The following is a 25,742-nucleotide window of genomic DNA, read 5'->3' as shown; positions in this document are numbered from 1 at the left end:
TCCCGCCTCACCTCATCCGCTCAAGCGATGATCCCTGCCCAATAGAGAGCGATCCCGGCCGCCGATGTCGCGGCAAGCGTCGGCAGCATCCCGATGTGGAAGCGGAACATGGCCAGGATGGCAGAACCTGAGAGCAGCAGCGCCCAAAGGTTGACGCTGTCCCAGATCGGCGCGTCGAAACGGAAGGGGCCCCATCCGACCGGTTGAACCTGGCCGAAGATCGTATGAATGCCGAACCAGATCGCCAGGTTCAGGATCACGCCGACCACGGCGGCCGTGATGGCCGAGAGGGCTCCGCTCAGGGCCCGGTTGCCGCGCAGGACCTCGATATAGGGAGCGCCGAGAAAGATCCAGAGGAAGCACGGCGCGAAGGTCACCCATGTGGTGAGAAGGCCGCCCAAGGTGCCTGCCAGCAAGGGATTGAGCGTGCCGGCTCCCCGGAAGGCCGCCATGAAGCCCACGAATTGCAGCACCATGATCAACGGCCCGGGCGTCGTCTCGGCCATGCCGAGGCCATCGAGCATCTCGCCGGGCCGCAGCCAGCCATAAGTGTCCACCGCCTGTTGCGCCACATAAGCCAGGGCGGCATAGGCGCCGCCGAAGGTGACCATCGCCATCTTCGAAAAGAAGATCGCGATCTGGCTGAAGACGTCGCCTCTGCCGAGGAACAGCACGAGCAACAGGACCGGCACGAGCCAGAGTGTCAGCCAGATCGCCGCCACTTGCATGCTTCGTCTCCTGTTCGGAGACGCGTGGGCAGGGATGTGCTCGCCGAGGAGGTCGCCATGTTCCTCCGCGCCATTGCTCGGTCCACCCGACTGGACCTGCGGGAGGCCCGCTCGCCCGCCGAGAAAGCCGATCAGACCCGCCGCGAACACGATCAGCGGAAAGGGCGCGCCAAGGAAGAAGATCGCCACGAAGGCTGCCGCGGCGAGACCGACCAGGATGCGGTTCTTGAGGGCCCGCCTGCCGATCCTCAGCACCGCTTCGAGTACGATGGCGAGCACAGCGGCCTTCAGGCCGAAGAAAAGCGCGGCAACGATGCCGACTTTGCCATAGAGGGCATAGATCCAGCTCAACCCCATAATGGCCACGATGCCGGGCAGGATGAACAATCCGCCCGCCATGAGGCCGCCGAGGGTGCGGTGCATGAGCCAGCCCACATAGGTGGCGAGCTGCTGCGCCTCCGGCCCCGGCAGCAGCATGCAATAGTTGAGGGCATGGAGAAAGCGGTTCTCGGAGATCCAGCGCTTCTCCTCGACCAGGATCCGGTGCATCACCGCGATCTGCCCGGCGGGCCCGCCGAAGCTCAAGGCCGCGACCCGCAGCCAGACTCGAAAAGCCTCGCCCAGCGAGACGCCATGGCTGGGGGAGGCTTGAGCAGCGCTCTGGTTTGAGTTCTGCGCCGTGTCCATCACATCAGACCCCCGGCTTCTTCGAAGGCCAGTCGTGTGTCTCATCAGTCGCATCGCGGCACCAGCGATAGAAGGCGTCGTAGAGCAGGAGCCCGGCTTCGAGTTGTGCGAGGTCGTCTGCATACATGCGTGACAATCCCAACGAGGCGGCGAGCAGGCCGGGAGCTTCGGGTGCGAGGTCGAGGCGCGCCGTGTCCGCTCCCCTTACGATGGTGGCGAGTCGGTTCAAAGGCGCGGACGCAAGTCCGAATTCCTCGACCATGACATCGAAGGTGCACAGCTCGCCACGGTGGCTCCAGAATACTCCTTCGCCTTCGATGTCGAATGGGGTCGCCCCAAAATGCTTGGCGACACCCTCGGCCTCCGATGGCGTTACGAACAGGAAAACCGCCCTCGGATCGACGAAACGGCGGATCAGCCACGGACAGGCGATCCGGTCGATCTTGGGACGCGACCGCGTCACCCAGACGGTTTGGCCTTGAGGATTTCGAGGTGGCAGCTTGGCTTCCGGGACCATAGGCAAACCGGCCTGTGACCAAGCGACCGTGCCGCCCTCAAGGGCATCTGCCGGTACGCCAAAGTGGCGTAGCCAAGCGGCGACGCCTTGGCCGAGCTTGAGGCCCTTCTGGCACACGACAATGGCATTCCACCCCCTGAATTCCTCCCCCCAGGCAGTCACGGTCGCGTAGGGCCGGCGAACCGAACCCGGGATCAGGCGAGGGTTGGTTTCAAAGTCATCGTCGGTTCGAACGTCGATGATGGCAGGGCACTTGGGCGTGCCGATCAGGCGAGCAAGCTTGTCGATGGAAATTGTGTTAATTGACGACACGATAGCATCCGTTGGATTTTATTGCGGATGCGATGCTTGGGCATGTCGCCTCGTGGGGAGATCGCAATCCCCATGAAATATATTACATACCTGCTGCTCTGGATTTGTCAATCGATCTGCACGGAGCATGCTGGAAATCAGTAATCCTGCTCGGATTCTCTTTCCTGGGTCTGAACGATGAGGCCGTTGTCGATGAGGGTTTGCCACACCTCCTCGCCGGTTTCGGCATAGTTCACGAGCCCGCGGTCATGCTCGCTCACCATGCCGTGTTCGAGCAGCGCATCGAACTTGATGACCGATTGCCAGTAATCGCGGTCGAAGAGGACGATCGGCAGGGGAGGCGCCTTGCCGGTCTGGCGCAGGGTCAGGAGCTCGAACAACTCGTCGAAGGTGCCGAAGCCGCCGGGGAACACTACCAGGGCGTTGGCCCGCATCGCCAGATGCATCTTGCGCATGGCGAAGTAGTGGAAGCGGAACGTCAGGTCCGGGGTCGAATAGGCATTGGGTTCCTGCTCGTGGGGCAGGGTGATGTTGAAGCCGATCGAAGGGGCGCCGACGTCGAAGGCTCCTCTGTTCGCGGCCTCCATGATGCCGGGGCCGCCGCCGGTGGCGATCACGTTGTCTCGTTTCCCTCCGTTGTCAGTCAATGCACCGCCGCGCTGCGATGCAAGGGCTCCGAAGGCGCGGGCTTGCTCGTACCAGAACGGATGCTTGCCGGGACCGTTCTCCCGCACGCGAGCGCTGCCGAAGACGACGATGGTCGAGCGCACCCCCCAGATCCGCAGGTTTTCCTCGGCCTTGGCGTATTCCAGCATGAATCGGACGCCCCGCATGGAATCGCCCAGGAGAAAATCCTGATCCATCGCGGCCAGCCGATAGGACGGCGAAGCGATATTGGCCGCGTTCGAAGGCTTGGCGTCGTTCATGAAAGAGGCTCCGGTGACTTAAGGCACTGCACAAAGCACATTTTCAAGGCCGGGTTAACTCTCCGCTGCCCGGGGGGATCCACAAAGAACTCTATGACCGCTGAATGGTCCCGAGGGGCCGAGTGTGGATTTATGCTTTCCTCGTTCGAACCCGGGGAAAGTCATTTTCCCTATAGCCCCTCGCGCCCCCGCGGTTATATCAAGGACGCAAAGCGCATCCTGCGGGCCTCGCGGCGCCGCGCTGAACCATGCGTCCAACACAAGAGGGCATCGGGTCCAGCAGGCCCGTGCTCAAGGGAAACGATCCTGAACCGCGAAACGGAAAGCGAGCGCCAGCCGATGGACCATCTGTCTTCGACGAACATAGCCCGGATTCTGCCAACCGATGGGTTCCAAGGCGCCCTTGTCGGGCGTGTCTGGCGTCCCGGCATCGGACCCTCGGTCGTGGCCGTGAGGGAGGACGGTCTCTTCGATATCTCCGCCACCTGCGCGACGGTCAGCGGTCTGGCCGCCATGGACGATCCGGCGGGCGTCCTGAAGGCCGCCACGGGCGAGCGGGTCGGATCCCTCGACGAGATCGCCGGGAATACCCTCCCTGATGGTCGGGATCCGTCGAAGCCCTGGCTGCTTGCCCCCATCGACCTCCAGGTCGTCAAGGCGGCCGGCGTCACCTTCGCGGTCTCGATGCTGGAGCGCGTCATCGAGGAGCGCGCCCGGGGCGATGCCAGCGCGGCAGCGGCCATCCGAGCCGAGGTTCTGCGCCTCGTCGGCGACGATCTGAGCCGACTCAAGCCGGGCTCGCCCGAGGCCATGGCCCTGAAGGAGGTGCTCGTCGCCCAGGGAGCCTGGAGCCAGTATCTCGAAGTGGGCATCGGTCCGGACGCGGAAGTCTTCACCAAGGCTCCGACGCTCTCGGCCGTTGGGACGTTCATGGATGCGGGTCTGCATCCCAAATCCACGTGGAACAATCCCGAGCCCGAGGTGGTGATCATCGTCACGGCTGACGGCAGGATCGTCGGCGCGACGCTGGGCAATGACGTGAACCTGCGCGATTTCGAGGGACGCTCGGCTCTGCTTCTCTCGAAGGCAAAGGACAACAACGCCTCCTGTTCGGTCGGTCCGTTCATCCGGTTCTTCGATGAGACCTTCTCCCTCGACGATGTCCGCCGGACCAACGTGACGCTGACGGTCGAGGGCGAGGACGGGTTCAAGCTCGAGGGTTCGTCGTCGATCACCAAGATCAGCCGCGATCCCGAGGATCTCGTCGCGCAGACGGTCGGCGCTCACCACCAGTACCCGGATGGGTTCGCGCTCTTCCTTGGAACGATGTTTGCGCCCACGCAGGACCGGGACGATGCCGGCATGGGCTTCACGCATAAGAGCGGTGACATCGTCACCATTGCGGCGCCCAAGCTTGGAGCGCTGGTGAACCGCATGAAGTCGAGCTCCGAATGCGAGCCATGGACCTTCGGCCTCGGGGCTTTCATGTCCAACCTAGCCCGGCGGGGCCTCCTCAACACCAGACAGGCAGGTTAAGATGACCAAGAACTATATTGCCGGCGATTGGGTCTCGGCCACGGACGCTTCGGCCAACATCAACCCGTCCAACACCACCGACGTGGTCGGCGAGTACGCACGCGCTTCCGCGGCCGAGGCCGAGCGCGCCATTGCCGCCGCCTATGACGCCTTCCCGGCATGGTCGCGCTCCTCGATCCAGCAGCGCCACGACATCCTGAAAGCCGTCGGTGACGAGATCCTCGCCCGCAAGGAAGAACTCGGCCGCCTGCTCTCCCGCGAGGAAGGCAAGACCCTGCCCGAGGGCATCGGCGAGGTCACCCGCGCGGCGCAGATCTTCCTGTTCTTCTCCGGCGAGTGCCTGCGCATGGCCGGCGAGAAAGTGCCCTCCGTGCGTCCTTTCATCGACGTGGAGATCACCCGCGAGCCCGTGGGCGTCGTCGGCCTGATCACGCCCCGGAACTTCCCCATCGCGATTCCCGCCTGGAAGATCGCCCCGGCGCTCGCTTACGGCAACACGGTGGTATTCAAGCCTGCCGATCTGGTGCCGGGCTCGGCCCACGCGCTCGCTGAGATCATCGTCCGGGCCGGCGTGCCGGCGGGCGTGTTCAATCTTGTCATGGGCCGAGGCTCGGTGGTGGGCGAGGCGATGCTGAACAGCCCCAAGGTGGCGGCGATCTCCTTCACCGGCTCGGTGCCGACGGGTCGCAAGGTCGCCCAGACCTGCATCACGGCCGATCCGATGAAGAAGGTGCAGCTCGAGATGGGCGGCAAGAACCCGATGGTGGTTCTCGACGACGCCGACCTGAAGGTCGCGGTGGAGTGCGCGGTCAACAGCGCGTTCTTCTCCACCGGACAGCGTTGCACGGCGTCCTCGCGCCTGATCGTCACCGAGGGCATTCACGACCGGTTCGTGGCCGCCATGCAGGAGCGTATGAAGGGCCTCGTCATTGACGATGCCTTGAAAGCGGGCACGCATATCGGTCCGGTTGTCGATCAGAGCCAGCTCGACCAGGATCTGAAGTACATCCGCATCGGCCAGGAGGAGGGCGCCAAGCTGGTCGCCGGCGGCGAGCTCCTGAAGCGCGACACGCCCGGCTTCTATCTCGCACCGGCGTTGTTCACGGAGGTGAGCAGCCAGATGCGCGTGGCCCGCGAGGAAATCTTCGGCCCGGTGGCGACCGTGACCCGTGCAAAGGATTACGACGAGGCGCTGGAACTGGCCAACGACACCGAGTTCGGTCTGTCCTCCGGTATCTGCACCACAAGCCTCAAATACGCCTCCCACTTCAAGCGCAATGCGGAAGCCGGGATGGTTATGGTGAACCTGCCGACGGCGGGCGTGGACTACCATGTACCGTTCGGCGGCCGGAAGGGCTCGAGCTATGGTCCGCGTGAGCAGGGCCGCTATGCGCAGGAGTTCTACACCACGGTGAAGACCGCCTACACCTTCGACGGCAACGGTCCCTACGTGCCAAAGACAAAGGGGAGCGAGTAACGCAGTTACCGACATGCGTCGCATGGCCTCGGCATTTCAGGATCGAGATGCCGAGGCCATTCACTTATGTAATGGATGAACTTGGATGATTGTCGCTTTTGCCGAAGCGATGCGGCAATCGGATTTAACTCGAGTGCATTGCCGGTGCTCCATCCGGAGCAGCGTTAACTTTATCGACAAAACTCAGGCAGCTTTTGGCTCTATGGATTGAACTTTGCCATGGGAACGCCATGATAAGCTATCAAGAGGACCGGTACTTACAGGCTCGAACTCCTGCAGTGGTAAACGTTGTTGCGTTTAATTTCAGGCTTAATGGCCTGGAAAACTGAATTGCAATTTCGTTCTATTGAGAATGGATGCTGCTAGTTCTGCGAGCCGGTGAGCGGCACTCCTTCAATAGTAGAGAACTTAATATGGTTACTTCCAGACGTTATCTTATTGCTTCTTCACTTGCGCGTCTGATCCGCAAGGAGCGGGGAGGCAATCGTGTCACGGAAGGCCACTTCCCCAATCAGGCTGATCGCAGCTCCTTCGTGGTCGTGGAAGGCGACAAGGGCAGCCTTGTCCTGCTCCACTCGGGCCCGAACGGACCACTCGAAGAGCGCACCGAAGTGCCACGTGCCCATGCCGAGGCTCTTCTCGACGTCACGCCCGGCAAGCTCGACTACCTGCTCACCCACCTCACCGTCGGCACGCGCGACATTCAGATCGTCCGCTTCGTGACTCCGGGGCCGCTGGACCTGATCTCCGTTCCGTTCGAGAGCGAGGAAGAGGCCAGGGATTTCCGTCCTCTGTCCTGGTTCGGTTCGGATGTCACCACGGAAGTAGCCTATCAGAATCGGTCCATCGCCCTGGAAGGGGCGCCTCAGGCGCCCGACGTTCCGATGTCGAACGCGGCCCTCAACAGCTTGCTCGACACGCTTGAGAACCGCTATTCCGCTCCGCGCGGCTATACTCCGCACGCACCCGCGCGGACGGGGGCGGAAGCCGGGACGGGACAGCGCAATGCTCCGCCTGCTCCCGCACAGGGCGCTGAGAGAACAGCGCAGCCGCAGCGGGGTGTTCTGTCCAGGCCTGCCGCCACGGCCGATGCGGATCTCGGAGATGATGAAGCCGGCGATGACAACGACCTGAACCTCAACATCGAGGACAACGTCATTCGCGAGCTGGCCCGTTCGCTCCGGCCTCAGCGTCGCTGATAATTCTCCCAGTAGAAATCAAATGAGAGTCTGCGCCATTCCTATGGCGTAGGCTTCTTCAGCTCGGTAGCACGATGCAACTGCCGCCCGCCGTCCGGATATTGCGGCACAATTGCTCTGCCGCCTGCCGCGTTTCGGCCGGTGCGCGGACGCGATAGAAGGTGCGCGTCCCGCGATAGCGCAGCCGCGTCCCGATGATCATCGGACGCACGTCCTTCAAGAGAGAAGCGTAGGACTGGCTCGTGCGCCTGAAGGTTGCGAGCGCCTGCTCCTTCGAGAAATTGCCGGCAAGCTGAACGCCCCAAGGAGCGAAGGGAGCCTCGATCGTCTCGCGGCGTCCGGGAATACGCAGGGTGGCGACGATCTGCTGGCAGGTCTGCCCGGACGAGTCCCAGTCGGCATTCTTGCGGTCCTTGGCGTCGGCGGCCCAATCCTCGGCAGAGCGGCCCGTGACCGCGATGACATAGTTCCTAGTCTCGGACGGCAATCCTCCCTGGCCCGCGAGCCAGGAGGTCACCCGCGCAGGTCCTCCGTTATAGGCCGCCGCCGCCAGTCCCAAATTGCCGAACTGCTCCGACAGATGGGCGATGAACTCGGCGGCCTTGGGGATGGCCTGTTCGGGATCGAACGGATCGGTCAATCCTCGTTCCCGGGCCGTGCCCGGCATGAACTGGGCGATGCCCTGTGCGCCCGCGGGGCTGACGACATGGGGGCGAAACGAGCTTTCCTGCCAAATCAGCTTGGTGAGCAGATCGTGAGGGATCCGCTGGTTGCGCGCCGCCCCCTCGATCAGCCGGCACAGAGCCTGCTCGACGCTCTCCGACGACGTTCCAGGATTGGCCATGGCGGTGCCGCAGCAGAGGACGATTCCGCAAAGCGCCAGCCGGAAGCGCATGAACAACCCCGATCGGAAAACTATGGAGCAAACGAATGAAAGCGACGTGCCAAGCTACAGATAGGCGATCATTCGTCCTGCCAAGGGCACAATGATCCTGGGAACGAGGGAAACGACGGCATGGACGAATGCCGCCGCTGCAGGACCCGCAGGATTCGCTCCTCCGCCGCGTCCCGGTTATGCTCCGTCCCTCGAATCAACCCTTGTTCAGGGACAACGATGGCATCGATCTTGAAGGACCTCTGGAGCCGCCTGTCGGGCGGAGGCAGCACAGGCGAGCGCGAGGAGCCTGCCGCCGAGGCGGTAGAATACAAGGGATTCCGCATCCGGCCCGCGCCTTATTCCGCCAAGGGCGGGTATCAGACCGCTGGCGTGATCGAGAAGGATTTCGACACCGGCATGAAGGAACACCGCTTCGTGCGGGCCGAGACGCATCCCAGCAAGGACGACGCAGCCACATTCGCCATCGCCAAGGGCAAGCAGATCATCGACGAGCAGGGCGACAGGGTTTTCCATTGAGCGCCCTGAATCCGCTGTGTGGAGTCGGCCTCGCGCAACCATTGCGATTCTCGGATGGTGCCTCCGGAAACGTGCTCCCCTGCGAGCAGCACGCAATCAGGTAATCTGATCATGGCGGTCAGGAATATCGATTGGCGCTGATTGCCGTTCGCCCATACGATCCTAATTGGGGGCGTGTCGCTATCAACCGGTCAGTCAAGGGAGATCGCCATGGCTAAGAATCCTAAAGCGCCGTCGGGAACGTCCGATCAGGTCCTGACGAACAGGCAGGGCCATCCTATCACCAACAACCAATCCCAGCGCACCGTGGGCAGCCGTGGGCCGGCCACGCTGGAGAACTATCAATTCCTCGAGAAGATCACCCATTTCGACCGTGAGCGCATACCGGAACGCGTCGTCCATGCCCGCGGCTTCGTGTGCTATGGCGAACTCGAGGTGACCGGCAAGATCGGCGACGAGCCGGCATCGAAATACACCCGCGCCAAGCTGTTTCAGACCGCCGGCAAGAAAACGCCGCTTGCCATCCGCTTCTCGACCGTGATCGGCGGTCGCGATTCCTCGGAAGTGGCACGCGATCCGCGTGGCTTTGCCGTGAAGTTCTATACCGAGGACGGCAATTGGGATCTCGTTGGTAACAACCTGGCAGTGTTTTTCATACGAGATGCCATCAAGTTTCCAGATGTCATCCACTCCCTGAAGCCGGATCCCGTCACTTTCCGCCAGGAGCCGAACCGTATCTTCGACTTCATGAGCCAGACGCCCGAATCCATGCACATGCTGACCCATCTGTTCAGCCCGCGCGGCATTCCGGCGAGCTACCGGCACATGGAGGGCTTCGGCGTCAACACGTACAAGATGGTCAATGCCCAGGGCGATACCGTGCTGGTGAAGTACCATTTCCATCCGCGCTGCGGGCTGGCGAGCCTGACGGCCGAGGAAGCGGCCAAGGTGCAGGGGCAGGATCTCGGATCGGCCTCCAAGGACCTCTACGAGGCCATCGAGCGCGGCGAGCATCCCCAATGGGACATGTACGTGCAGATCATGGAAGACTATGATCATCCGGAGCTCGACTGGGATCCGCTGGACGATACCAAGATCTGGCCCGAGAAGGATTTCCCCCTGCGGCACGTGGGCGTCATGACCCTGAACCGCAATGTGGAGGATCACTTCAACGAGAACGAGCAGATCGCCATGGGCACCGGCGTCCTCGTGGATGGACTGGACTTCTCCGACGACAAGATGCTGGTAGGCCGGACCTTCTCGTATTCCGACACCCAGCGGTACCGGGTCGGGACGAACTACCTGCAGCTGCCGGTGAACCAGGCCAAGAATGCCAAGGTGTCGACCAACCTGAACGGCGGGCAGATGTCCTACCGCCGCGATCTGGCCCCGGGACAGAACCCGCACATCAACTTCGAGCCTTCGATCCATAACGGCCTGCATGAATCGCCCCGCGAGGAGCCCAACAACCCGCCGGAGATCCACGGGCGGCTGACCCGCAGCGTGATAGAACGGCGCAATGACTACATCCATGCCCGGGGCCGCTACTGCACCATGATGGATTGGGAGCGCGACGATCTCGTCCTCAACATGGGCACGCTCCTGGCCCAGTGCGAGCGGGACGTGCAGGAGCGCATGGTGTGGCACCTCCTTCTGGTACACGACGATTACGGAACCCGCGTCGGAGAGATGCTCGGCATCAAGGCCGACGACGTGAAGGCTCTTCCGCCGCTGCCGAAGCAGGTCCTGACCGACGAGGACAAGCGACGCCTGCAGAATCTCGGCAGGAACGGCGACAAGATCGATCCGGCCGTGTGGGGCCAGTGGACGAGTTCCGTGAAGAACTACAAGGCTTCTGCCGAGGAGGTGCTGGGCGGCATGCGCAACGTACCGACGAAGCCGGCGACGCGTCAGGCCGCCGAATAGGTCTTAGGTCATCGTCGAATTGGAACGGGCCGGGGCTTCCCGGCCCGTTTCCCGTTGGGACTCCGGGAGACGCCCAGGGCCTCGGCTCCCGCGGCTCTCGGCATAGGCTTTCGTGAATTCGGCGCCGAAGAGCAGGATCAGGGATGAGTAATAGATCCACAGCAGGATCGTGATGACGGAGGCGGCGGCACCGTAGCTCGACGCGACGTTGCTCTTGCCGAGATAATACCCGATCAGGAACTTGCCGATGGTGAACAGGAGGGCCGTCACCAGGGAGCCGGTCCACACGTCACTCCACCTCAGGTCCACGGCCGGCAGCATCTTGAACATCATCGCGAAAAGCAGCGTCGCGATGGCGAAGGCCACGAGGCTGTTCAGGAAGCGCAGAATGATCGTCGCGCCTGAGAAATTGGCCTCGAGATAATGCCCGATCGCGGTCAGCCCGGTATCGATCACGAGCGAGACGAGCAGCAGGAAGCCGATTCCTAAGATCAACGCGAGGCTGACGAGCCGCGTGCGGACGAAGTCGAGGATCCCGTAGCTTGCGGGCGGTTTCGTCTTCCAGATGATGTTCAGGTCATCCTGGAGCTCCACGACGGCGCCGGTCACCAGGAGAAGAAACGTCACGATGCCGACCGTCGTGCCGATGAGGCCCGAGCCCACATTGCTGGCGCTGGCGATCATGGCCTCCAGGGCGGAAGCCTCCTTGGTCCCGATCAATCCTCCGAGCTCCCCGACGATGGCGCCCTGCGCGGCCTCCCGCCCGAAGGCCAGCCCGGCAACCGCGATGGCCGCGAGCAGCATCGGGGCGAGGGAGAAGACGGTGAAGAACGCGATGGAGGCGCCAAGGCTCATGGCGCGATCGTTCCACCAGCCCGCGAATGCCACCTTCAAAAGCCGCCAAGTCTCGGAAAACATGTAAGGGACCGATCCTGCCGGGCGAAACGGCCCGGCATGGTGAATGTGTTGCCTTGGCCGTTAACGGGCAGGAACTTTCCCTTGTTCCTGTTAAGGTCGAAGCACCGGCCCTAAGCTTTCATGCCGCAGGAGCCGCCCGTAACGGTCTGCTGCCCTGCGCAGGCGAACCTCTTCCTCGCCTTCAATTGCGTTCGCGGCCATGAGGTAGGCGCCCATGTGAAAGGCGCAGTAGCAGGGACGCAGGAAGACCAGCAGCTCGGGAGAAACCGGGTGCCCGCTCTCCCGCTCGACGATGGCAAAGAGCCGGGCGGTCTCCGACCCGGATAGTTCCAGCTCGATACTGGCCCCGGCAATATCCCAGGCGATGTCCTGATGGCCGACCAAATCGTGGGAGGCGCTGTGATCCAGCGCATCAGCCTTCGCGAGGCGTTTGCCGGAGACCAGCCATTCCCAGGCATGCATCCGGTTGTCGGACCAGACCCGGCGGACCTTACCCTCCAGACTGTCCGAAGGCGGGAGGGATCGGTCCAGGGATCCCCCTGCATCGTCTCCCAGGGCCTGCTGGGCGTTGTAGACTGCCATGTGGCGTAATTCGCCCATGGAGGCACCCGGCTGCCCTACGGCAGGATAGTAGCGGGCTCGAAAGCCCAGATAGGCTCCGACCTGCCCGATCAATCCGTCCCGATCGAAGGTCGTCTGGTCGAGGCCTCGTGCATCCTCAAGCCAGCTTTGCACGAGAAAGCCGTGGCGCCAGCCCGCAACGTCCGGCGCGAACCCCGCTTCGTGCAGGTGGTGGGCCATCCGGAGCTTCCTCGCTCCGGTCTCTCCCAGGCCCGCGAATTTCACAAACCAAGACGCGCCGTTGGCCCGGGCCAGGAATTTCCGGCGCTCCTGCTGGACATTGGACGGCGGCCAGTTCGTTTTGTCCGCGTAGCGCCGCCGCCGCCATCCCCCACCCGACACATCTTCAAGAGGGCCATCCAGCGGTCCGACGAGGTCTTCCACCCAGGCCGCCAAACAATGAGGGGGCGATCCGCCAAGCAGGAGGTCGTCCATGGTGCGGACATGGCGTGGAGCCTGCCTCCAGCGCTCCCGGTGGCGGGTGCTGGCCTGTGGCCCGAGTGTGCCCTCATGACTTGGAAAGAAGTGAATCCTCTGCCGTTGCACGCCGGCCTCTTCCAGCCAGTCGGCAACGGCCCCGAACGAGCTGCCGGACAAGCCGGGGCCCTCGTCGACGATGGCGAAAGAGGTTGCCTGGTTTGCCAGCTTCCGCGCAAGTCCGGGATCCGCCTTCACCTCTCGCCGGAAGGGATGGCCGGCAGGGCGAAGGGTGAAGGGCGGTGGAGCCCCGATGGCGGCTGCCACCAGGGCGCTGAGCCCGGTGCCGATGCTGCGGATGCCGATCACCTGCGTGTCGGCGCCTAAACCCGAGGCGCGGGCTGCTTCGAGATAGTTTTCCGGATATAGGGCGTAGAATGCATATCCTTCCGCCTGCTTCGTGTGGATCGTCCACGATGGGTCGAAGCTGAGGAGTTTTCCGAGAAACTCCTTCGGCAAGGCGACTTCCTGGAATCCGCTTCGCCATGAGTGATCGACAGCACAGGCAAGAAGGGAAAGGCATTCCATGCCGGTCCGATGGACAATTGACCCAGTATCGACGCCGAGCTCATGAAACTCGGCGTCGATGAGCCCCTGAACGAGTTCTGCGGTGCCGACGAAAGCCGTTACCAATGTCCCATGCCGCGCGATTCCGGGCGGCATGGAATGGATCTCGGGCAGGGTGCTCTCGATAGCAGCCTGCTTGGTACCTACCGTAACGGTATGTTCCGCATCGCCGTAGACCAGCATGGAGAGTCTTGCCGTCGCGCTTACGCTGCCGCCTCCTGCTTCAGCGAAGCCATATCGATGACGAAGCGGTATTTCACGTCGCTTCTCAGCATCCGCTCATAAGCCTCGTTGATCTTCTGGATCGGAATGATCTCGATCTCGGAGGTGATGCCGTGCTGGGCGCAGAAATCGAGCATCTCCTGGGTTTCGGCGATGCCGCCGATCAGCGAGCCGGCAATCTGCCGACGTTTCATGATCAGGTTGAACACCGTCGTGGCCGGATGTGGCTCGGCCGGGGCGCCGACGAGCACCATGGCGCCATCGCGGGCAAGCAAGACGAGGTAGCTGTCGAGGTCATGCGGGGCGGCGACGGTGTCGAGGATGAAATCGAAGCTGTTCACGTGCTCCTTCATGGCCTCGGGATCCCGCGACACGACCACTTCGTGGGCCCCGAGGGCGAGTGCGTCCTCGCGCTTGTTGGGCGAGGTGGTGAACAGCACCACATGTGCACCCATGGCCCGCGCGAGCTTGACGGCCATATGGCCTAGGCCGCCGAGGCCGACCACGCCCACTTTCTGCCCAGGCTGCACGCGCCAGCGGCGCAGGGGGGAATACGTGGTAATCCCTGCGCAGAGAAGAGGCGCGGCAGCGGCGAGGTCCATGCCCTCGGGTACTTTCAGGACGAAGCTCTCGTCGACGACGATGTTGTCGGAATAGCCGCCATAGGTATTGGCGCCCGTGCCCTGCTCGGGACCGTTATACGTGCCGGTGAAGCCGACTTCGCAGTATTGCTCCAGGCCTTCGCGGCAAGAGCGGCATGTGCGGCAGGAATCGACCATGCAGCCCACGCCGACAAGGTCGCCCTCCTTGAATTTCCGCACACCCTGGCCGACACGCGTGACTCGGCCGACGATCTCGTGGCCTGGCACACAGGGGTAGAGAGTGCCACCCCATTCCTCTCGTGCAGTGTGCAAGTCGGAGTGGCAGACGCCGCAATACAGAATCTCGATCTGGACGTCGTTCTCGCGGGGCTCCCGGCGCTCGAAGCTGAAGGGGGCAAGCGGGGTGGTCGCATCCTGGGCGGCATAGCCGAAAGCTTTGATCACGGGAAATTTCTCCGGATTATCGGTCGTCGAAAAGGGCAGGTCCTTCCACGGCGCAAGGACCCTGCAAAATACCCAAGCGCAACAAACGATAGGTTCGATCAGGCCCGCGTCAACCGATGAACGGGATGTTTGTTCGAGACGTTCATCCGGCCAAGGACATGGATCCTGTGCCCCCATGAATGGGGAGTCGATTCAGCCCCGGTTAAGGACAGCCGCTGTTCAATGACGGTAACGCTCAATTGATGGGTTGCCTGCCGGGGACAGCCTTGCAGGAACGCCCAGTAGACCACCACATCATATGCAGGCGGCAGTGCGGCACAGTGGATTTTCGGATGCCTGCCAGAAACCTTAGCTTGCTGTCCCGCCCGCAATCCGCGAGGCTAGATGTCGAGGGCGGGTCTATCTTCAAGTCGAACGGGTTGCCCCGGACAGAGCCGAGCCTGTCGCGACACGCTTTTTACTCCGCCATGACAAAAGGAGTACGCCGCATCATTTAACCGCATCGTCAGTATCGCTGGTCTGAGCAACCTTAGCGGTGCACAATAGTTGTCTCTGAGAGGGATTGGATTTCGGTGGCGCCATGCATCATTCCGACGACCTGTTCTCGAGTTTCCTGAAGACATACGAAACCCGCCGCGAGGCGGAGATGTCCCTGGCGGACTACCTGGAAGGGTGCCGCAACGATCCCATGATGTATGCGAGCGCTCCCGAGCGCATCCTGGCGGCTATCGGCGAGCCCCGGCTTGTCGATACGTCGAAGGATGCACGCCTCGGCCGCATCTTCATGAACCGCACGATCCGGGTTTACCCGGCCTTCTCCGAATTCTACGGCATGGAAGAGACGATCGAGATGATCGTCAGCTTCTTCCGACACGCCGCCCAAGGCCTCGAAGAGCGCAAGCAGATCCTTTACCTGCTCGGCCCGGTCGGCGGCGGCAAATCTTCTCTTGCCGAGCGCCTGAAGGCGCTTATGGAAATCAATCCCATCTATGTCCTGAAGGCGGGCGACGAGGTCAGTCCGGTCTTCGAGAGTCCGCTCGGCCTTTTCGATCCGGAGCAGATGGGGCCGATCCTGGAGGAGCGGTACGGCATTCCGCGTCGGCGCCTGACCAACCTGCTCAGCCCCTGGGCTATCAAGCGGCTCGACGAGTTCAAGGGCGACATTTCCAAGTTCCGGGTGGTCAAGATCAACCCGTCCCGCCTGAGACAGATCGCCATCGCCAAGACGGAGCCCGGCGACGAGAACAATCAGGATATTTCGTCTCTCGTGGGCAAGGTCGACATCCGCAAGCTCGAGACCCTATCCCAAGCCGATCCCGATGCCTACAGCTATTCCGGCGGCCTCAATCGCGCCAACCAGGGCATTCTCGAATTCGTCGAGATGTTCAAGGCGCCTATCAAGATGCTGCATCCCCTGCTTACCGCCACGCAGGAGGGGAATTACGTCGGTACCGAGAACATCGGCTCTATCCCGTTCAGCGGCATCATCCTGGCGCATTCGAACGAGGCGGAGTGGCAGACCTTCCGCACCAACAAGAACAACGAGGCCTTCATCGACCGCATCTACGTGATCAAGGTGCCATATTGCCTGCGGGTCACGGAGGAGCAGAAGATCTACGAGAAACTGATCCGCAGTTCGGAACTGGCTGGCGCTCCCTGCGCTCCGGCCACGCTCGAAATGCTGGCACGGTTTTCGGTCCTGTCGCGCTTGCGGGCGCACGAGAACTCGAATTTCTTCTCGAAGATGCGCGTCTATGACGGCGAGAGCCTGCGCGAGGTCGATCCGCGCGCACGCAGCCTGCAGGAGTACAAGGATTCCGCCGGCGTGGACGAAGGCATGGACGGGATCTCGACCCGCTTCGCCTTCAAGGTCCTGTCCGCCACCTTCAACCACGATACGATCGAGGTAGCGGCCGACCCGGTCCATCTCATGTACGTGCTCGAACAATCCCTGCGGCGCGAGCAGCTGCCCCAGGACGTGGAGCGGCGGTATCTGGAATTCATCAAGGCCGAACTGGCGCCGCGCTACGCGGATTTCATCGGCCACGAAATCCAGAAGGCCTATCTCGAGTCCTATCACGATTACGGCCAGAATCTTTTCGACCGCTATGTGGCTTATGCGGATGCCTGGATCGAGGATCAGGACTTCAAGGATCCCGACACCGGCCAGCTTCTGAACCGGGAGCTCCTGAACCAGGAGCTGACCAAGATCGAGAAGCCGGCCGGTATCGCCAACCCGAAGGACTTCCGCAACGAGGTGGTCAAGTTCTCGCTCCGCGCGCGGGCCGGCAACCAGGGCCGCAATCCGTCCTGGACGAGCTATGAGAAGATTCGCGACGTGATCGAACGCCGCATGTTCTCACAGGTCGAGGAATTGCTGCCCGTCATCAGCTTCGGCTCCAAGAAGGACAGCGAGACCGAGAAGAAGCACGGAGAATTCGTGGAGCGGATGATGGCGCGTGGATACACCGAGCGCCAGGTGCGGCGTCTGGTGGAATGGTACATGCGCGTGAAACAGGCGGGCTGACGGAAAACGGAGGCAGATCAGGCGTTCCTATGTACATCATCGACCGGCGCCTCAACCCAGGGGGCAAGAGTCTGGCCAACCGCCAACGTTTCCTGCGCCGCGCCAAGGCGCAGATCCAGCGGGCCGTACGCCAGACCGCAGGCGATCGGGACATCACCGATCTCGAACGGGGAGGGGAGGTCTCTATCCCGGCCGATGGCGTTCGCGAGCCCAGCTTCCGGCGGTCCGGCGAGGGCGGTGTGCACGATCACATCCTGCCCGGCAACAAGCGCTTTGTCGAAGGCGATACCATCGAGCGGCCCCCAGGTGGCGGGAGTGGCGCAACGGGTGGCGACAGCGGCGAGGGCGAGGACGATTTCCGCTTCGTCCTGACCCGTGACGAGTTTCTCGATCTTTTCCTCGACGACCTGGAGCTGCCGGATCTCGCAAAGCGGCGCGTTGCGACAGTGGAGACACAAGGCTTGCGGCGGGCCGGCTATACGGTCACCGGTTCACCCGTGAACCTCGCCCTGCTGCGCTCCATGCGCAACGCCCTCTCCCGCCGCATCGCCATGCGGCGGCCGAAAACCGAGGATCTGCTCCGTCTTCAGGCGGAGATCGTCCGCCTCGAGGAGCAGGATGGCTCGTCCGAGCGCCTGATTGCCCTGCGCGAGGAGCTGGAGCAGCTGCAGCTGCGCACCAAGCGCTTCCCCTATATCGATCCCATCGACTTACGCTATCGTCGCTTCGAGCCGGTCTCGAAGCCTGTGGCCCAGGCCGTCATGTTCTGCCTTATGGACGTTTCGGGCTCCATGACCGAGCACATGAAGGATTTGGCCAAGCGCTTCTACATGCTGCTCTATATCTTCCTGACGCGGCGCTACAAGCATGTGGAGATCGTCTTTATCCGCCACACCCACGAGGCCAAGGAGGTGGATGAGGAAACCTTCTTCAACAGTCCCGAGACCGGCGGAACGGTGGTGTCCTCCGCCCTGCGCGAGATGCAGCGGATCGTGGACGAGCGCTATTCGCCGGATGCGTGGAACATCTACGCCGCCCAGGCCTCCGATGGGGACAACTCGCCCAACGACGGCGCCACCAGCGCCGCCCTGCTGCGTGACGTGATCCTGCCGGTCTGCCAGTATTATGCCTATCTTGAGGTCGGCAGCGACAGCGACCGGATGCAGACCGGTTTCATCAACCACAGGACATCCCTATGGCAGACCTATGAGGCGCTGCTGGAGGAGGGGGCCAACCTCGCCATGCGCAAGGTGAACCACCGTCGCGAGATCTATCCGGTCTTCCGCGAACTCTTCCGCCGGCGCGATGCGGAAGCAGGAGCGAGGGTGCCATGAGCGTGACCCTGGACGACAACCTGCTGTTCCATGGGGCCGATTGGGATTTCGGAACGATCCAGCGCATCCATGACGCCGTCGAGGCTATCGGGGTCGGCGAGCTGGGGCTCGACGTCTATCCAAACCAGATCGAGGTGATCACCGCCGAGCAGATGCTCGACGCCTATGCGTCGATCGGCATGCCCCTATTTTATAAGCACTGGTCCTTCGGCAAGCGCTTCGCCCTGCATGAATCGAGCTATCGCCAGGGGCTCACGGGCCTGGCCTACGAGATCGTCATCAACTCGAACCCGTGCATCTCCTATATCATGGAGGAGAACTCGGCGACGATGCAGACACTCGTCATCGCCCACGCGGCTTTCGGACACAACCATTTCTTCAAGAACAACTACCTCTTCACGGAATGGACCGATGCGGATGGGATTCTCGACTATCTCGAATTCGCCAAGGGCTACATCACGCGCTGCGAGGAGCGTTACGGACATGCGGCCGTAGAGCGCGTTCTCGATGCAGCCCATGCCCTGATGTCGCACGGGGTGCACCGCTATCCGCGCAAGAAGCGGCCCGACCTGCGCTCGGAGGAGCGCCGGGAGCGGGAGCGCCATCTCCACCAGGAGCAGACCTTCAACGACCTGTGGCGTACGGTGCCGACCAAGGGAGCGGCCGCGAAGCCGCAGCTGAGCGAGGAGCGCCGCCGCGCCCTTCTCGAACTGCCGCAGGAAAACATCCTGTATTTCCTCGAAAAGTCCGCGCCGCGCCTGCAGCCCTGGCAGCGCGAGATCCTGCGCATCGTGCGTCAGATCGCCCAGTATTTCTATCCGCAGCGCCAGACCAAGGTGATGAACGAGGGCTGCGCCACCTATTGCCACTACCGCATCATGACCCGCCTGCACGAGACGGGGCAAATCAGCGATGGCTCCTTTCTCGAATTTCTGCAATCCCATACCAACGTGACCCGGCAGCCCGAATTCGACGACCCGCATTATGGCGGCATCAATCCTTACGCCCTGGGCTTCGGCATGATGCAGGACATCGAGCGCATCTGCACTGAGCCGACCGCGGAGGACCGGAACTGGTTCCCCGACATCGCGGGCAGTGGCGATGCCATGGCGGTTCTGCGCGATGTTTGGGCGAACTACCGCGACGAGAGCTTCATCTCGCAGTTCCTGAGCCCCCACCTGATCCGGCAATGGCGTATGTTCCATCTCGTCGATGATCCGGACCAGCCTGAGCTCATGATCGAGGCGATCCACGACGAGCGTGGCTATCGGCGTCTGCGGCGCTCGCTCTCGCGCCATTACGATGTCGGGTGGAGCGATCCCGACATCCAGGTGATCGACGTGGACCTTGCCGGAGACAGGCGTCTGATCCTGCATCATCACGTTCTCAACCGAACCTTGCTGCACAAGGACGACGCCCAGCGGGTGCTTCAGATGGTAGCCAATCTCTGGGGCTATGCGGTGGTGCTGAAAGAGGTGGAGCCGGCCACGGGGGCGATCTTCCAGGAACACGTGGCTCACCCGCACGAAACACTCTTCTAAAAGGACGGTTTGACGCAAAAAAGCCTGGGACTCACGCGACCATAGGGTTCCCTGGGCTCGGCCCTGGTTTCGGGGTCGGCTCCCTTGCAGGAGAATACCTATGGAACACAAGCCTGTAGAGAAGCTGCGTAGCGTCGCTGAAGTGCATGAGTTGAGCCAAGGTTTCCTGTCACGGCGCGAACGCCTCGAGCGTTGGGCCGAAATGTTGGAGCGCCAGCCGAAACGGCGCTTGAGGTCACTGGGTGAGATCGAGTTCGTTCCGAAGGACAAGCGGCCGGAATTGCGCTCGGACGAATCCCCCATTACGGTTGCGTTCGAGGATCCAGTCCTGCGCGCCGCCGGCCTGAAGGGCGACACGCTCGGGGATGCCATGGAGTTCTTCGAATTGTCGGAGGGAGCCTCCCATCGACTTCTCTGCTCCTGCATGAACGGCTGGAGCATGGAAGCGGGCTCCACGGCGCGAAAGGTCCGTCGCATCGCGAACCCTGATCATCGGCTCATGCTGTTCACGACGGCCGGGCTGCTCACAGCCGCCCCGGCCGTGTTCTACCTGCTGAGCTGAAAGTATGCTGCGGCACCGAGCCTCCTGATCAGTGGGCCCGGTGCCGATTGTTCGGAGAGTTGATGAATGACGGATGCGCCGCCCCGCAGGATCGGACTGCCCTGGTACAGCCGGGAGGATTATCCCCGCATCCGCGCCATGATGACCGACCGGCACAATCTCGCCTCGACCTATGAGGCGTGGCTGGCTTCGGCCGAGAACAACGAGACCGTCGGCCAACAGGCCGGGCTCCTAATTGCGCGTATCATGATCGAGCCCGATGCGTTCGCGTCGTGGTGCGAGGAACAGGGCCTGGAGCCCGACGGCAAGGCGCGCACGACATATGCCGCAGAAATGAGCGCCCGGATCACCGCGTGAGCTCACAATCCCTTGTTACAAATAGTCGAGCCTTGAAGTCTCCTCTCCCATCTCTAATTGCTCGGGCGCTATGGTGGAGGGACGAACTTGCTGAAAGAGAGTGGTGCCGGCAGCAACAATTCCGCTTCTGCGTCGAAGGGGAGCGATGAGCCGGCCGGGGCTCCGGCAAACATGCGGGCAGCCATCCTCACGGGACCCGGGCGGATCAAGGTCAGCGAGGTGGCGCGTCCGGTGCCGGGGCGAGGACAGGTGCGGCTTCGCCTGGAAGGCTGTGGCGTCTGCGCATCCAACCTGACACCTTGGGCCGGCCCCGAATGGATGCAGTATCCCACCGAGCCGGGCGCTCTCGGACATGAAGCCTGGGGCTTCGTGGACGCGGTCGGCGAAGGTGTCGAAGACCTGGCGGTCGGAGACCGGGTCGCGGCGCTCTCCTACAAATCCTATGCGGAATACGATCTGGCAGAGGCCGACGTGGTCGTACGCCTGCCTGATGCCCTGGCGGGCCAGGCTTTTCCCGGTGAGCCGCTCGGCTGCGCGATGAACATCTTCCGGCGCAGCGACATCGTGGCCGGGCAGACGATCGCCATTGTTGGCATCGGCTTTCTCGGCGCCATTCTCACGAAGCTCGCCTCTGACGCCGGCGCGCGGGTGATCGCGATCTCGCGACGGCCGTTCTCGCTCGAGCTGGCACGCCGCATGGGCGCGGTCGAGACGATCCCGATGGACGATCACCATGCGATCATCGAGCAAGTCAAGGAACTGACCGGCGGCACGTTCTGCGACCGCGTGATCGAGGCCGTCGGCAAGCAATGGCCGCTTGATCTCGCCGGGGAACTGACCCGCGAGCGCGGCAAGCTGATCGTGGCCGGCTATCATCAGGATGGCCCGCGGCAGGTCAATATGTGGCTCTGGAACTGGCGCGGCATCGACGTGATCAACGCGCATGAACGCGATCCGAAGATCTACGTGCAGGGTTTGCGCGAGGCGGTGGATGCTATCGCGTCGGGGCGCCTCGATCCGAGCGTCCTCTACACCCACACCTATCCTCTGGAGCGACTCGACGAAGCGCTGAACGCCACGCGCGACCGGCCCGACGGTTTCCTCAAGGCCCTGGTGACGTACTGATGGTGCAACAGGCTGTGCTCAAGACGAGTTCTGGAACCTCTCCCGCGCGTCCGCGTCTCGGCTTCCTCGGCGTCGGCTGGATCGGGCGGCACCGCATGCAGGCGATCCTCGGCGCCGGTGTCGCCGACGTTGCTGCCATTGCCGACCCATCTCCCGACATGGCCGCCGAAGCCGGCAAGCTGGCGCCCAAAGCGCAACTGGTTTCCAGTCTCGACGAGATCCTCGACCTCGGCGTTGATGGCGTCGTGATTGCAACCCCTAGTGCCATGCATGCGGCGCAGTCGATCCAAGCTTTGGAGCACGGCGTCGCCGTGTTCTGCCAGAAGCCGCTCGGGCGAACCGCGGCAGAGGTGCAGGCGGTGGTCGATGCGGCGCGAAAGGCCGGTCGCCTGCTATGTGTCGACCTCTCATACCGCTTTACGGAAGGCATGCGGCGCATCCGCGAGATCATCGATTCAGGCGAACTGGGACACGTCTATGCCGTGGATCTCGTGTTCCACAACGCCTATGGCCCGGACAAGCCCTGGTTCTACGATCCAGCTCTGTCCGGGGGCGGCTGCGTGATGGATCTCGGTGTCCATCTGGTCGATCTCGCCCTTTGGGCATTGAACAACCCCGGCGTCGGGGGTGTCACGGGCAAGCTCTTCGCAGGTGGCGCGCCGCTCAAGGATTCCGCCTCGCAGGTGGAAGATTATGCCGTCGCGACTGTCGAGCTGAACACGGGCGCCGTGATCCAGCTCGCCTGTTCCTGGCGGCTTCAGGCCGGATCCGATGCAATCATCTCGGCCACGTTCTACGGAACGCAGGGCGGCGTGGCGCTGCGCAACGTGAACGGTTCGTTCTATGACTTTACGGCCGAGCGCTATTGGGGCACGTCGCGCGAGACGCTGACCTCCCCGCCGGACGAATGGGGCGGACGCGCGGCGGCAGATTGGGCATCCCGCCTGGCGGCCGGGGAGGGGTTCGATCGGGCCGCAGAGCAACTGGTCGATGTCGCAAAGGTGCTCGACCGGATTTATGGACGATAGCACCAAGTACAACGGTCAAGCTGACATCTTTTGCGATTCGCAAGACCCCTTTTGCATCATCACTGGCCTTGTGCCGGTGATTTCGATTCCTTTAGACACTGCATCGAATCGGGGTGGCCGACCCTATGCCGGCTACGACGGTTCAGGGGCAGTTCCTGGAAGCGATCCCCACCTCAGAGAGCTTCCAGAACCTTGCTCGCTTCATCAGGCTGACTTGAAGGCGCATAGCGGCGGATCATGCTGGCACAGAACTCCGCAAATTCCTCCTTCACCTGCGGCGCGCTGGTGTGGTGAGGCGCGATCCCGCGATGTTCCGGCGTGAAGCAGAAGGTCACCGTCACGTCGAAATCCGCAAGCGCTTCCATCTGCCGGTCGAACCAATCCAATGCGTTCGGACGGAAGCTGTCGGCCCAGGACAAACCGGTGCGCAGGTACTTGACGCCCAGGCGTTTCATCCATGCCACGGCATCGTCGAGACGGTGGTCCTCATAGTGGAACCACTGGCACAGCCCCATCTGCGGCGCGTGCTTGGCGAACTCCTCGAGAGAAGGTTTCGGCGTTCCGTCCTCGCGCAGGAGCCCCATGTAGAAGTGCCGATAATAGGATGAGCCCTCGGCCTCCCGGTGGCGTGTCGTGGCTTCCCAAGCGCGGGGGAGATCGTAGAGGCTGTACCAATGGATCTTCGGCACCTTGCCGATCAGGAGCTCGGCGGTCCGGTTCAAGCCCCAGACCTGCACTTCCTCTGCCCCGAAGGTTGAGATTCCGACCTCACTGACCCAGATGGGCTTGTTCGTCACGGCGCGGATCTCGTCGATTTTCGCGGGCCATTCATGGATCTGCCACAGGTTCCAGTCGAGCGGGAAGCCGTGAACGGCCACGACGTCCAGGTGATCGAGAGCGCCGTGTCCTTCCAGCTTCCTGATGAAGCCGGGGTCGATGGGCGAGATGCCACCGAGAACGCGCGGCAGATTGGGATTCTCGGCCTTGATCGCCTGGCCTGCGGCAATCACCATGTCGGAGAAGAGCCTCCAATCCGGGTCGATCTCCGGGTCCCAATGAGACTTGTTGTTGGGCTCGTTCCAGATCATCGCGGCTTCGATCATGCGTGTCTCCCTTGCGCCGGGTAGACCGCACCCGCACCGGGTGGGGCATCGACACGGCGACAGATGTAAACTTCAGTTTCAGGATGCTGGACGATCTCGAACCCGGCGCTGCGGAGCATGGCTTCGACGCAGCCGGAATTGGGCGCCCACCAATTGGTAGGGTCGTCGGCATAGCGATGCTCGATGAAATGCATCTTCGGATAGCGCGGATCGTCGAAGTGATCCGTCTGCCAGAAGGTGTAGTTTTCCTCGACAGGCATGACCTCCGTGGAGCCGCGTTGCATCGACTGGAACACGAGAAGATCCTTGGCGACGTGCTCGTGAATGAGATCGAGTGCTAGCAATGGATGCCGCAGGTGATAGAGCACGCCCATGAAGAGCACGACGTCGAACCGTTCGCCGAGCTGACCCAGGTCATAGACGGACAGTTTCCGGAACTCGATATCGTAATCCATCGTCTGCGCGGCAAAGCGCGCCTGCGCGAGATAGGCTTCATCGAAGTCGATACCGAGGACGCGTTCCGCGCCGCGCTTCTTCATCTCCATCGAGTAGAAGCCGCCGTTGCAGCCGATGTCGAGGACGCTTTTCCCTGTGAGGTCCTGCGGGATCGCATCCGAAAACCGCTGCCACTTCACGGCAGGATAATTGCCGAGGAAATGGTTCGGCGCGGTCCAGACGCCTCCCTTGAGCTCGATATTGTGAAACCAGGGCCCGAGCGCTTCGGCTTTCTGACGGATTTCGTCAAGCCGCATGGGATCGATGGCATTCATCGTGACGATTACTCCCTGTTCAAATCATGAAGCCCGCGCGGCAGTCGGCCCGCGGGCCAGCCGAGAGCGACGCGCGCACCGGTAAAGGTTTCATGCTGGGCCGCGTCGCTCAGGAGGCCGATGGCGGCGCGATAGCCGTGCAAGGTTCCGACGTCTACATAGGATTGGCCCGCTCTCAGCCCGAGGGCCCTGCCGCCTTCAGCCAAGTAGGCATTCACGAGCGTGCCGAAAAATTCATCATCGCGATTGCGTGACATCCATAGCTTGCGCAACGTTGCGAGCACATGACCCGGCATCTTGAAGGCGCCCCAGATCCAGCGTGAAGCGGCATCGGCCTGTTTGACCTGGATTTCCTGAACCTGCATCGTCTCGTCCAGGATCACCGCATCGAAGACCTCGGGATTATCGACCGGAAAGAGCAGGAAGGAGAGACAGTCGTCCGGCAGTTCCGCCAGGGCCTTCTCGGGAAACCAGACCGTATCCGGCAGGCCGACGATCACGCCCTCATCGGCGGGAATGAGCGGAGCCGCCTGGAAGATCGCGTCGCACAGGCCACGTGCTTCCGGCTGGACCACATAGGCGATGGAAGCGCTGCCATAGCTTGCGCCATAGTATTCCATAATGTCCGATTTGCCGGGAGAGATGACGAAGCAGATCTTGTCCGCTCCGCCATGAATCATGCGCTCGACGAGATATTCACTGACGGCACAGGGGCGTTCGATGCCGTTGTCGAGGCGGCTGCCCACGGGCAGAAGCTCCTTCGAGAAGGCCAGGGGCTGAATGCGGCTGCCGATGCCCGCAGCAGGTATGATTCCCCACATG

Annotated in this window: 22 protein-coding genes; 12 read left to right on the top strand and 10 right to left on the bottom strand. The window is 62.5% G+C overall.

All coding sequences use genetic code 11. From position 1 onward, the window contains the following. Positions 1–20 precede the first annotated feature (20 nt). The 3 genes from chrA to H0S73_RS01395 all read right to left on the bottom strand — a co-directional run bounded on the left by chrA (position 21) and on the right by H0S73_RS01395 (position 3,170). Entirely contained in the window at positions 21–1,415 is a 1,395-nt protein-coding gene (chrA, locus tag H0S73_RS01405; protein WP_181050476.1) for a chromate efflux transporter, read from the bottom strand. 4 nt (positions 1,416–1,419) lie between these two features. Further along, entirely contained in the window at positions 1,420–2,244 is an 825-nt protein-coding gene (locus H0S73_RS01400; protein WP_181050475.1) for a chromate resistance protein ChrB domain-containing protein, read from the bottom strand. A gap of 137 nt (positions 2,245–2,381) precedes the next feature. Continuing rightward, entirely contained in the window at positions 2,382–3,170 is a 789-nt protein-coding gene (locus H0S73_RS01395) for an LOG family protein (protein WP_181050474.1), read from the bottom strand. 339 nt (positions 3,171–3,509) lie between these two features. Here H0S73_RS01395 and H0S73_RS01390 point away from each other — a divergent pair, with 339 nt between their 5' ends. The 3 genes from H0S73_RS01390 to H0S73_RS01380 all read left to right on the top strand — a co-directional run bounded on the left by H0S73_RS01390 (position 3,510) and on the right by H0S73_RS01380 (position 7,382). Next, positions 3,510–4,706: a fumarylacetoacetate hydrolase family protein gene (locus tag H0S73_RS01390; RefSeq protein WP_181050473.1), complete on the top strand. Its 1,197-nt coding sequence runs from the start codon at positions 3,510–3,512 to the stop codon at positions 4,704–4,706. Between the two features lies 1 nt (position 4,707). Then, on the top strand, positions 4,708–6,183 hold the full coding sequence (locus H0S73_RS01385; protein ID WP_181050472.1) for an aldehyde dehydrogenase family protein: 1,476 nt from the start codon (positions 4,708–4,710) through the stop codon (positions 6,181–6,183). Positions 6,184–6,596: 413 nt separating this feature from the next. After that, positions 6,597–7,382 (top strand): CYTH domain-containing protein, encoded by a 786-nt coding sequence (locus tag H0S73_RS01380; RefSeq protein WP_181050471.1) that lies wholly within the window; start codon positions 6,597–6,599, stop codon positions 7,380–7,382. Positions 7,383–7,440: 58 nt separating this feature from the next. On the opposite strand, the gene H0S73_RS01375 is transcribed toward H0S73_RS01380, so the two are convergent. Next, on the bottom strand, positions 7,441–8,277 hold the full coding sequence (locus tag H0S73_RS01375; RefSeq protein WP_181050470.1) for a lytic transglycosylase domain-containing protein: 837 nt from the start codon (positions 8,275–8,277) through the stop codon (positions 7,441–7,443). 219 nt (positions 8,278–8,496) lie between these two features. Between H0S73_RS01375 and H0S73_RS01370 the strand changes: the two genes are divergently transcribed. Then, entirely contained in the window at positions 8,497–8,796 is a 300-nt protein-coding gene (locus H0S73_RS01370; protein WP_181050469.1) for an HlyU family transcriptional regulator, read from the top strand. Positions 8,797–9,006: 210 nt separating this feature from the next. Next, complete coding sequence (locus H0S73_RS01365) at positions 9,007–10,722, top strand: catalase (protein ID WP_181050468.1); 1,716 nt, start codon at positions 9,007–9,009, stop codon at positions 10,720–10,722. A gap of 3 nt (positions 10,723–10,725) precedes the next feature. Here the strand turns inward: H0S73_RS01365 and H0S73_RS01360 are convergent, their stop codons facing one another. The 3 genes from H0S73_RS01360 to H0S73_RS01350 all read right to left on the bottom strand — a co-directional run bounded on the left by H0S73_RS01360 (position 10,726) and on the right by H0S73_RS01350 (position 14,573). Further along, the gene (locus H0S73_RS01360) at positions 10,726–11,640 is read right to left on the bottom strand and encodes a YihY/virulence factor BrkB family protein (protein ID WP_181050467.1); all 915 of its coding nucleotides are present in this window, start codon (positions 11,638–11,640) and stop codon (positions 10,726–10,728) included. Between the two features lie 90 nt (positions 11,641–11,730). Next, on the bottom strand, positions 11,731–13,488 hold the full coding sequence (locus H0S73_RS01355) for a hypothetical protein (RefSeq protein ID WP_181050466.1): 1,758 nt from the start codon (positions 13,486–13,488) through the stop codon (positions 11,731–11,733). A gap of 20 nt (positions 13,489–13,508) precedes the next feature. Beyond that, positions 13,509–14,573, bottom strand: a complete 1,065-nt coding sequence (locus H0S73_RS01350) for a zinc-binding dehydrogenase (RefSeq protein ID WP_181050465.1) — start codon at positions 14,571–14,573, stop codon at positions 13,509–13,511. 580 nt (positions 14,574–15,153) lie between these two features. Here H0S73_RS01350 and H0S73_RS01345 point away from each other — a divergent pair. The 7 genes from H0S73_RS01345 (at position 15,154) to H0S73_RS01315 (ending at position 23,047) form a co-directional block, all read left to right on the top strand. After that, entirely contained in the window at positions 15,154–17,100 is a 1,947-nt protein-coding gene (locus tag H0S73_RS01345; protein ID WP_181050464.1) for a PrkA family serine protein kinase, read from the top strand. 29 nt (positions 17,101–17,129) lie between these two features. After that, positions 17,130–18,434: a YeaH/YhbH family protein gene (locus H0S73_RS01340; RefSeq protein WP_181050463.1), complete on the top strand. Its 1,305-nt coding sequence runs from the start codon at positions 17,130–17,132 to the stop codon at positions 18,432–18,434. After that, positions 18,431–19,975, top strand: coding sequence for a SpoVR family protein (locus H0S73_RS01335; protein WP_181050462.1), 1,545 nt, complete (start codon positions 18,431–18,433; stop codon positions 19,973–19,975). The genes H0S73_RS01340 and H0S73_RS01335 overlap by 4 nt, the downstream gene beginning before the upstream one ends. A gap of 100 nt (positions 19,976–20,075) precedes the next feature. After that, positions 20,076–20,537, top strand: a complete 462-nt coding sequence (locus H0S73_RS01330; RefSeq protein ID WP_181050461.1) for a hypothetical protein — start codon at positions 20,076–20,078, stop codon at positions 20,535–20,537. 66 nt (positions 20,538–20,603) lie between these two features. Then, positions 20,604–20,894, top strand: coding sequence for a hypothetical protein (locus H0S73_RS01325; RefSeq protein WP_181050460.1), 291 nt, complete (start codon positions 20,604–20,606; stop codon positions 20,892–20,894). Between the two features lie 171 nt (positions 20,895–21,065). Then, positions 21,066–22,019 carry an MDR/zinc-dependent alcohol dehydrogenase-like family protein gene (locus tag H0S73_RS01320; RefSeq protein WP_181050459.1) on the top strand — a complete coding sequence of 318 codons (954 nt, stop codon included), beginning with the start codon at positions 21,066–21,068 and terminating at the stop codon, positions 22,017–22,019. Beyond that, positions 22,019–23,047 carry a Gfo/Idh/MocA family protein gene (locus H0S73_RS01315; protein ID WP_181050458.1) on the top strand — a complete coding sequence of 343 codons (1,029 nt, stop codon included), beginning with the start codon at positions 22,019–22,021 and terminating at the stop codon, positions 23,045–23,047. Before H0S73_RS01320 ends, H0S73_RS01315 begins: the two co-directional genes overlap by 1 nt. A 173-nt stretch (positions 23,048–23,220) precedes the next feature. On the opposite strand, the gene H0S73_RS01310 is transcribed toward H0S73_RS01315, so the two are convergent. The 3 genes from H0S73_RS01310 to H0S73_RS01300 are packed head-to-tail and all read right to left on the bottom strand — an operon-like array spanning position 23,221 to position 25,741. After that, complete coding sequence (locus tag H0S73_RS01310; RefSeq protein WP_181050457.1) at positions 23,221–24,150, bottom strand: glycoside hydrolase 5 family protein; 930 nt, start codon at positions 24,148–24,150, stop codon at positions 23,221–23,223. Beyond that, on the bottom strand, positions 24,147–24,920 hold the full coding sequence (locus H0S73_RS01305) for a TIGR04290 family methyltransferase (protein WP_181050456.1): 774 nt from the start codon (positions 24,918–24,920) through the stop codon (positions 24,147–24,149). The genes H0S73_RS01310 and H0S73_RS01305 overlap by 4 nt, the downstream gene beginning before the upstream one ends. A gap of 8 nt (positions 24,921–24,928) precedes the next feature. After that, entirely contained in the window at positions 24,929–25,741 is an 813-nt protein-coding gene (locus tag H0S73_RS01300; RefSeq protein WP_181050455.1) for a sugar phosphate nucleotidyltransferase, read from the bottom strand. Position 25,742: the final 1 nt, after the last annotated feature.

The organism is Microvirga mediterraneensis (genome assembly GCF_013520865.1).
Lineage (GTDB): Bacteria > Pseudomonadota > Alphaproteobacteria > Rhizobiales > Beijerinckiaceae > Microvirga > Microvirga mediterraneensis.
This window is presented reverse-complemented; position numbering and strand designations above follow the sequence as displayed.

Bases quoted from the DNA above. Each gene is read 5' to 3' on its own strand.
- chrA (WP_181050476.1), bottom strand. From the start codon at position 1,415: ATGGACACGGCGCAGAACTCAAACCAGAGCGCTGCTCAAGCCTCCCCC.
- H0S73_RS01395 (WP_181050474.1), bottom strand. From the start codon at position 3,170: ATGAACGACGCCAAGCCTTCGAACGCGGCCAATATCGCTTCGCCGTCC.
- H0S73_RS01390 (WP_181050473.1), top strand. From the start codon at position 3,510: ATGGACCATCTGTCTTCGACGAACATAGCCCGGATTCTGCCAACCGAT.
- H0S73_RS01385 (WP_181050472.1), top strand. From the start codon at position 4,708: ATGACCAAGAACTATATTGCCGGCGATTGGGTCTCGGCCACGGACGCT.
- H0S73_RS01380 (WP_181050471.1), top strand. From the start codon at position 6,597: ATGGTTACTTCCAGACGTTATCTTATTGCTTCTTCACTTGCGCGTCTG.
- H0S73_RS01375 (WP_181050470.1), bottom strand. From the start codon at position 8,277: ATGCGCTTCCGGCTGGCGCTTTGCGGAATCGTCCTCTGCTGCGGCACC.
- H0S73_RS01370 (WP_181050469.1), top strand. From the start codon at position 8,497: ATGGCATCGATCTTGAAGGACCTCTGGAGCCGCCTGTCGGGCGGAGGC.
- H0S73_RS01365 (WP_181050468.1), top strand. From the start codon at position 9,007: ATGGCTAAGAATCCTAAAGCGCCGTCGGGAACGTCCGATCAGGTCCTG.
- H0S73_RS01360 (WP_181050467.1), bottom strand. From the start codon at position 11,640: ATGTTTTCCGAGACTTGGCGGCTTTTGAAGGTGGCATTCGCGGGCTGG.
- H0S73_RS01355 (WP_181050466.1), bottom strand. From the start codon at position 13,488: ATGCTGGTCTACGGCGATGCGGAACATACCGTTACGGTAGGTACCAAG.
- H0S73_RS01345 (WP_181050464.1), top strand. From the start codon at position 15,154: ATGCATCATTCCGACGACCTGTTCTCGAGTTTCCTGAAGACATACGAA.
- H0S73_RS01340 (WP_181050463.1), top strand. From the start codon at position 17,130: ATGTACATCATCGACCGGCGCCTCAACCCAGGGGGCAAGAGTCTGGCC.
- H0S73_RS01335 (WP_181050462.1), top strand. From the start codon at position 18,431: ATGAGCGTGACCCTGGACGACAACCTGCTGTTCCATGGGGCCGATTGG.
- H0S73_RS01330 (WP_181050461.1), top strand. From the start codon at position 20,076: ATGGAACACAAGCCTGTAGAGAAGCTGCGTAGCGTCGCTGAAGTGCAT.
- H0S73_RS01325 (WP_181050460.1), top strand. From the start codon at position 20,604: ATGACGGATGCGCCGCCCCGCAGGATCGGACTGCCCTGGTACAGCCGG.
- H0S73_RS01320 (WP_181050459.1), top strand. From the start codon at position 21,066: ATGCGGGCAGCCATCCTCACGGGACCCGGGCGGATCAAGGTCAGCGAG.
- H0S73_RS01315 (WP_181050458.1), top strand. From the start codon at position 22,019: ATGGTGCAACAGGCTGTGCTCAAGACGAGTTCTGGAACCTCTCCCGCG.
- H0S73_RS01310 (WP_181050457.1), bottom strand. From the start codon at position 24,150: ATGATCGAAGCCGCGATGATCTGGAACGAGCCCAACAACAAGTCTCAT.
- H0S73_RS01305 (WP_181050456.1), bottom strand. From the start codon at position 24,920: ATGAATGCCATCGATCCCATGCGGCTTGACGAAATCCGTCAGAAAGCC.
- H0S73_RS01300 (WP_181050455.1), bottom strand. From the start codon at position 25,741: ATGTGGGGAATCATACCTGCTGCGGGCATCGGCAGCCGCATTCAGCCC.